The sequence below is a fragment of the Rhodoferax sp. UBA5149 genome, from assembly GCF_002413825.1.
Taxonomy (GTDB): Bacteria; Pseudomonadota; Gammaproteobacteria; order Burkholderiales; family Burkholderiaceae_C; genus Rhodoferax.
This window is the reverse complement of sequence record NZ_DHXT01000050.1, coordinates 21,384-29,307: the sequence shown is the minus strand read 5'-3', so window position 1 is coordinate 29,307 and position 7,924 is coordinate 21,384. Positions and strand designations below refer to the sequence as shown.

The following is a 7,924-nucleotide window of genomic DNA, read 5'->3' as shown; positions in this document are numbered from 1 at the left end:
ACCAATATCCTGGCCCTGAACGCCGCGGTCGAGGCCGCGCGTGCGGGCGAGCAAGGCCGCGGTTTTGCCGTGGTCGCCAGCGAAGTACGAAGCCTGGCAGGCCGCTCTGCCGAGGCCGCCAAGGAAATCAAGAGCCTCATCGGCGCCAGCGTGGAGCGCATTGAAACGGGCTCCCGGCTCGTCACCAACGCGGGCCAGACCATGACTGACATCGTGAGCTCGGTGCAACGCGTCTCCGACATCATTGGCGAGATCACTGCCGCCGCGGTGGAGCAAAGCAACGGCATCGGCGAAGTCAATGGCTCGGTCGTGCAACTGGACCAGATGACGCAGCAGAACGCCGCCCTGGTCGAGCAGTCGGCCGCCGCCGCTGAAAGTCTGCGTGAACAGGCCCAACGACTGGCCGAGGTGGTGGGCACGTTCAAACTCGGCGGTCCAGGCGCGGATCGCGGTCATGCACTGGCGAACCAGCGGCGGCCCCTGCCGGCCTTGTCCGCCTGAACACCTGTCGCCCCCGTCGCGACAGGTGTAACGCTTGCTTTCAGATGCCTTTCTTTGGGGGCATTTATAGGGATTACACTGGAATGAAACGAGGTTTTTGCAAGACCTTTTGTCAGACTAGGAGAATATCTTGACAACAAGGAAAAAAGCCAAAGAAAAAGCAGCGCCAGCGCCCGCCGCGGACCATGCCCAGACCATCGAGACGCAAAAGCCGGACGACCTGGCCGCCGCCGATTTCCCCATTGTCGGCATTGGCGCATCGGCGGGGGGACTGGCAGCCTTCGAGGCCTTCTTTTCCGGCATGCCCGCCGACACCGATCCCGGCATGGCCTTTGTGCTGGTGCAGCACCTGGCGCCGGACCACGAGAGCCTCCTCAGCGCCATCATCCGGCGCTACACCCGCATGCAGGTGTTCGAGGTCGAAGACGGCATGGTGGTAAAAATCAACTGCACCTACATCATCCCGCCGAATCGCGACATGGCGTTTCTGAATGGCACGCTGCAACTGCTCGAACCTTCCGCGCCGCGCGGCCATCGCCTGCCCATCGACTTTCTGTTTCGTTCCCTGGCCCAGGACCAGCGCGAGCGGGCCATCGGCATCGTGCTCTCCGGCACCGGCAGCGACGGCACGCTGGGCTTGCGGGCCATCAAGAGCGGCGGTGGCGTCGTCATGGTGCAAACCCCCGGCACCACCGAGTTCGACGGCATGCCACGCAGCGCCATCGCCACCGGCCTGGTGGATTACGAGCTGCCAGCGGCCGAGATGCCGGCCCAGCTGATGGCCTATGTGGCTCATGCCTTGCGCCATGCCCACCGTCCCGCCACCGCCCCGGCGCCCAAAACCGAGAACGCACTGAAGAAAATATTCATCCTGCTGCGAACCCAGACCGGCCACGACTTTTCGCAGTACAAGCCGAGCACCATCCACCGGCGCATTGACCGGCGCATGGCCGTTCACCAGATTGAATTGATCGACGACTACGTCAAGTACCTGCAGCAAACGCCGATTGAAGTCGAGGCCTTGTTTCGCGACCTGCTGATCGGCGTGACCAATTTCTTTCGCGATCCGGAGGCTTTCAAAGAGCTTGAGAAACGGATCATTCCCAAGCTCTTTGAAGGCAAGCCGACGGGCGCCGTGATCCGCGTCTGGTCGGCCGGATGTTCCACCGGCGAAGAGGCCTATTCCATCGCCATCCTCCTGCAGGAGCGTCTGGAGGCGCTCAAATCCAACTACAAGGTGCACGTCTTCGCCACCGACATCGACAGCCAGGCGATTGCCACGGCGCGGGTCGGCCTCTTTCCGGCCAGCATCACTGCCGACGTCTCTGCGGAACGGCTGGCGCGCTACTTTACGGCCGAGCCCGGCGACACCGGCTACCGCATCCACAAAGGCATCCGCGATATGCTGGTCTTTTCCGAGCAGGACGTGATCAAGGATCCGCCCTTCTCCAAACTCGACCTCATCAGTTGCCGCAACCTTCTGATCTATATGGGCGGGGAGTTGCAGAAAAAGATCATTCCCATGTTCCACTACGCGCTGAACCCTGACGGCATGCTGTTCCTGGGCACCTCGGAGACGGTGGGCGAGTTTGATGATCTGTTTGCCGTGCTGGACCGCAAATCCAAGCTGTACCAGCGCAAGGCGGATATCCACGTCGCGCGGCGCACCGCCCTGGGTCGGTTTCTCCCGCTCAGGGCAGGTACCGAGGCGGTGTTCCCACCGAGCGCCGCCAAGACCGCCGGCCCGGTGAAACTGTCACTGCGTGAACTGACCGAAAACGCGCTCTTGCAGCAGATGGCACCGGTCGGGGCGCTCGTCAACGGCCAAGGCGACATCGTTTACCTGCACGGTCGCAGCGGGCAATACCTGGAACTGCCAGCGGGCGAGGCAGGCATCAACAACATCCTGAAAATGGCCCGCGAAGGACTGCGCCGCGAACTGGCCACCGCCCTGCACAAAGCGGTGGGCACCCGGGAAACCGTGCATTTTTATAGCCTGCGCGTGAAAACCAACGGCCACTTCAGCAAGGTCAACCTGACCGTCTGCCCGGTCACGGCAGGCACTGCCGCAACGCCTGAGGCGCCCCTCTACCTGGTCATCCTGGAGGAAGCATCGCCCGTCGCGCAACAGGCCACCCTGCCCACCGTCGTGGGCGCGGGCGGCCCCGAGTCGGATGCCGACGCGCGCATTACCGCGCTCAACGAGGAACTGCAGGCTAAAGAGGAATATCTCCAGGTCGCCAACGAGGAACTGGAAACCTCCAACGAAGAGCTCAAATCCTCCAACGAGGAAATGCAATCGGTCAACGAAGAATTGCAATCCACCAACGAAGAGCTGGAGACCTCCAAGGAAGAAATGCAGTCGATCAACGAAGAGCTGGCCACGGTCAACGCCGAACTGCAAACCAAGGTGGTCGATCTATCGCGGGCCAGCAACGACATGAACAACCTGCTGGCGGGCACCGGCATTGGCACCGTCTTTGTGGACCATCACCTGCGCATCCTGCGCTTCACCCCCGCGACGACGCAGATCATCAACCTGATCCCCAGCGACGTCGGGCGGCCGGTCGGCCACATCGTCTCCAACCTGGTCGGCTATGACCGCCTGGTGGCGGACGTGCAGGCGGTGCTGGACACGCTGCAGCCCAAAGAGGTGGACGTGCAAACCACGGCGGGCACCTGGTACACGATGCGCATCCTGCCCTACCGCACGCTGGACAACGTGATCGAAGGCGCCGTGATCTCCTTCGTGGACATCTCCGAGATGGTGCGGGTGCGCGAAGCGCTGCTCAAAGCCAATGAGCTGCTCCGTCTGGCCGTGGTGGTGCGCGATGCGCACGATGCCATCACCGTGCAGGACCTGGATGGTGGCACCCTGGCCTGGAATCCGGGCGCGGTGCGAATGTATGGCTGGAGTGAAGCCGAAGCGCTGCTGATGAACGTGCGCGACCGCATCCCCCCGGCGCTGCGGGAACAAGCCTTGGTCCGGATACATCAGCTCAGCCAGGCTGAAATTCTGGAGCCTTACCGCACCCAACGGCTCACCAAGAAGGGGGCGGTCGTGGAGGTCTGGTTGACCTCCACCGCTTTGATGAATGAGGCCGGGCAGATGTACGCGATTGCGACCACGGAACGAACGAAAGAATCGAATACGGGTCGAACGATGGATGCACACAATGGTAAACAAGGATAAAAGTCCGGCTCAAGACGTCCCCCCTGCGAGCGCCGAGCACGCGCTGCGTCGGCATGCCGAAGAGATCGCCAAGAGGAAGAAGGCCCTGTCGTCAAAAAACCTGGAAACCCTGACGCCCGAAGCGATGCGGCAAACGCTCCATGAGCTGCAAGTGCATCAAATCGAGCTGGAGATGCAGAACGAGGAATTGCGCCGGGCGCAGGAAGAGCTGACCGCCTCGCGGGCGCGCTATTTCGACCTCTATGACCTGGCGCCGGTGGGCTATTGCACCGTCAGCGAGCAGGGTCTGATCCTGGAGGCCAATTTCACCGCCGCCTCCCTGCTGGGCGTGGCCCGCAGCGAGCTCGTCAAGCGGCCGATCAGCCGTTTTATCCTGAAGGCCAACCAGGACATCTACTACCTGTGCCGCAAACAGCTCCTTGAGGCGAGCGAGACGAGTGAGGCGCAATCCTGCGAGTTGCAGATGGTGAAGCATGACGGCACGCCATTCTGGGCCCATCTGGCGCTCACCGCGGCGCAGGACGACGATGGCGCGCCCACCTTGCGCCTGGTGCTCAGCGATGTCAGCCAGCACCGGCGGATGGAAGCGGCGATGCAGGAGAGCGAGGAGCGTTTTCGCACCCTGATTGAAGGGACGCCCGAACCGATCGCGGTTCACCGGCACGGAAGACTGATCTACGCCAATCCGGCGGCGATCAAGCTGCTGGGCGCAAATTCCGCGCAAGACCTGATCGGCAAGCCCCTCCTCGATCTGGTGCACCCGGACTTTCATCAAACCGTGCTGGCGCGGGCGACGAGCATGACCCTCCATGGCGGGCGCTCGCCGATGGTGGAGAAAAAATTCCTCAAGCTCGATGGCACGCCCATCGACGTTGAAGTCCAAAGCACGTCGATTGCCTACGATGGCGAACCGGCGATTCAAATTGCCATGCGCGACATCACGGCGCGCAAACACCTGGATCAGGTGCTGCAAGAATATAACGACGAACTCGAACAGGCCCGGCATGTTGCCGAAAAAGCCAACCTCGCCAAATCGGATTTCCTGTCCAGCATGAGCCATGAGTTGCGCTCGCCGCTCAATGCCATCCTCGGTTTTGCCCAGCTGCTGGAGTCGGGCGAGCCGGTGCCAACGCCCGGCCAAAAAACAAAAATCGATCAGATTATTCGCGCCGGCTGGTATCTGCTGGAGTTGATCAACGGCATCCTCGATCTCGCGCTGATCGAGTCCGGCAAGCTGTCGCTGTCGCTGGAACCCATCTCACTGAACGACGTGCTGCTCGATTGCCAGGCCATGATCGAACCGCAGGCCCAAAATAGAGGCATTCGCATCAGCTTTCCCCTGTTCGATAGCGCGTTCTTTGTCAACGCCGACCGGACCCGATTGAAGCAGGTGGTCGTCAATCTGCTGTCCAATGCGATCAAATACAACAAGGCGGGCGGCACGGTCGAGGTGACGTGCAGCGAGGTCACCGCGGGGCGCCTGCGTATCAGCGTGCAGGATAGCGGCGAAGGACTGTCGCCGGAAAAACTCGACCAACTGTTCCAGCCCTTCAACCGTCTCGGGCAAGAGGCCAGTGCCGAGGAGGGCACCGGCATCGGCCTGGTGGTGAGTCGGCGGCTGGTCGAATTGATGGAGGGCGAGATCGGCGCGCACAGCACGGTCGGGGTCGGCAGTGTGTTCTGGGTCGAATTGAATCTGGCGGCCGCACCGCAACTCGGCCCCGGTGCAGCCGAGCCGCCAACGCCGATGCAAGCGCCGGTTCAGCCTGGCGCGGTGCTGCGCACCCTGCTGTACGTCGAAGACAACCGGGCCAACATGGAGCTGGTCAAGCAGCTGGTTGCACGCCGCCCCGACATGCGCTTGTTGGGTGCCGAGGATGGTGCGCGCGGCATCGCGCTGGCGCGAACCCACCAACCGCAAGTGATCCTGATGGACATCAATTTGCCGGGCATCAGTGGGCTTCAGGCGTTGAAGATCCTGCGTGAAGATCCGGCCACACGGCACATCCCGGTGCTGGCCCTGAGTGCCAATGCCATGCCACGCGATATCGCGAAAGGCCTGGAGGCCGGCTTCTTCCGCTATCTCACCAAGCCGATCAAGGTCAACGCGTTCATGGAAGTGCTGGACATGGCGCTGGAATTTGCGCGGACGCAATCCGCCCGCATGGAGCATGAAAAGCAGACGGGAGAGTCATGAAATGAGTTCCTCGGTAAAGAATTTCCCCATTGTCTGCGTCGGCGGTTCGGCCGGTGGCCTGGACGCCTATATTCGCTTGTTGAAAAATCTTCCGTCCGACATGGGCGTGGCGATCGTCATCGTCAATCACATCACCATCATGCCGACGCAACTCCATGAAGTGCTGCCTCGCTTCACCACGATGCCGGTTGATCTCATCACGGAAAGTTTGCTGATCGAGCCGAATCATGTGTTCATCATCCCTGCCAATCGGGATTTACACGTCGATGAAGGAGAGTTCCGTCTCAAGCCGATCTCCAAGCCGCGCGGCTGGCCTGATGTCATCACGGTCTTCCTGCGTTCACTGACCCATTGCTGGGATGGCAAGCTGATTGCCGTCATTGTTTCCGGCTATGACGGCGACGGCGCTGCCGCGCTGTGCGGCATCCAGGAAGTAGGCGGCATCACCATCGCGCAAAAACTGAGTACCGCGACCCAGCCCGACATGCCGCAGAGCGCGATTGCCAGTGGCTGCATCGATTTTGTCCTGTCGCCCGAAGACATCGCACAAGAAATTGTGCGCATTGCGCGCGTTGAAACCTGAGATGTCGCTGCGCAAGCTGACCTATTGATATGCGGCTCTAAAACGTAATCGCGGACATGGACAAACGCCCCGCTGACAACGCCGAACTGCACCGCACGCTGGCGGCGCTGGACAGCTCGCGGGCACGCTATTTCGACTTCTACGACCTGGCGCCAGTGGGCTATTGCACGGTCAGCGAGCGCGGGCTGATCCAACAGGCCAACCTCAGCACCGCCACCCTGTTGGGCGTGCCCCGGGCTGCGCTGATCCAGCAACGCTTGACCGCGTTCATCTCCGGTCAAGACCAGGATAGCTACTACCTGTTTCGCAAACAGCTCTTGGAGACCGGAGAAGCGCGGTCGTGCGAGCTGCGGATGGTGAAAAATGACGGCGCGCCATTCTGGGCGGATCTGGCGGCCATTGCCGCCCAGGACAAGGACGGCGCGCCGGTACTGCGCATCGTGCTGAGCGATATCACGGCACGCCAACAGGCGCAACAGCAGCTCATGGCCAGCACGGCGCTGCTGAACGATTCGCTCCAGCACAACCAGGCCCTCCTGGACAACATGGTGTGTGGCGTCATCACCATCGATGCGCAAGGGTTGATCGAAAGCTTTAACAAGGGGGCCAGCAGCATTTTTGGCTACGCCGTGGAAGAGGTGCTGGGGCGCGACGTCGCGATGCTGATGCCCGAACCCCACCGCAGCCAGCACGACCGTTACCTGCAGCACTACCTGTGCACGAGCCAGAACCGCATCATCGGCCGCACGCGCGACGTCGAGGGCCAGCGCAAAGATGGCAACGTATTCCCCATGAGCTTGTCGGTGTCGCAGATTGCACGCGCCGGGCAGACCACCTTCATTGGCATCGCGCTTGACCTGAGCCAGAGTCGTCAGGACGAAGAAGATATCCACCGCCTGGCCTTTTACGACCCGCTCACGGCGTTGCCGAACCGGCGCTTGCTGATGGACCATGTCCATCAGGCCATGCTGACCTCCGCCCGCACGGGCCAGTACGGCGCCCTGTTGCTGCTGGACCTGGACCACTTCAAACAGCTCAATGACACGCTGGGTCTCGAAGTGGGCGACTTGCTGCTGCAGCAGGTTGCCGCGCGCCTCAAGGCAGGTGCGCGCGAAGGCGACCGTGTGGCCCGCCTGGGGGGTGACGAGTTCGTGGTGCTGATGGAGGCCTTGAGCAGCCAGCCGCGGGAGGCCGCGGCGCAGGCCGAGGACTGCGCCAACAAAATACTCAAGACCTTGGGGCAGCCGTACACCCTTCGCGGGCACAGCTGCTGCAGCACGCCCAGCATTGGCATCGTCGAGTTCCTGGGCACCGGGCAAAGCCTGGACGATCTGCTCAAACAAGCCGATATCGCGATGTACCAGGCCAAAAATTCGGGACGCGACACCGCCTGCTTCTTTGACGCCGACATGCAAGCCGCAGCGGTGGCCCATGCCGCACGGGTCAGCGA

General features: G+C 61.9%; 5 protein-coding genes. All 5 read left to right on the top strand.

Translation table 11 applies throughout. The features are described from left to right. A partial coding sequence (locus B3V69_RS04150; protein ID WP_296444083.1) for a methyl-accepting chemotaxis protein occupies positions 1-501 on the top strand: 501 nt, incomplete at its 5' end. A 130-nt stretch (positions 502-631) separates the two neighbouring features. Continuing rightward, the gene (locus tag B3V69_RS04145; RefSeq protein WP_296444081.1) at positions 632-3,694 is read left to right on the top strand and encodes a CheR family methyltransferase; all 3,063 of its coding nucleotides are present in this window, start codon (positions 632-634) and stop codon (positions 3,692-3,694) included. Continuing rightward, positions 3,678-5,891: a PAS domain-containing sensor histidine kinase gene (locus tag B3V69_RS04140; protein ID WP_296444079.1), complete on the top strand. Its 2,214-nt coding sequence runs from the start codon at positions 3,678-3,680 to the stop codon at positions 5,889-5,891. The genes B3V69_RS04145 and B3V69_RS04140 overlap by 17 nt, the downstream gene beginning before the upstream one ends. Before the next feature lies 1 nt (position 5,892). Continuing rightward, complete coding sequence (locus B3V69_RS04135) at positions 5,893-6,474, top strand: chemotaxis protein CheB (RefSeq protein WP_296444077.1); 582 nt, start codon at positions 5,893-5,895, stop codon at positions 6,472-6,474. 56 nt (positions 6,475-6,530) lie between these two features. Beyond that, positions 6,531-7,924 (top strand): diguanylate cyclase domain-containing protein (locus B3V69_RS04130; protein WP_296444075.1); only part of this gene is annotated, 1,394 nt, incomplete at its 3' end.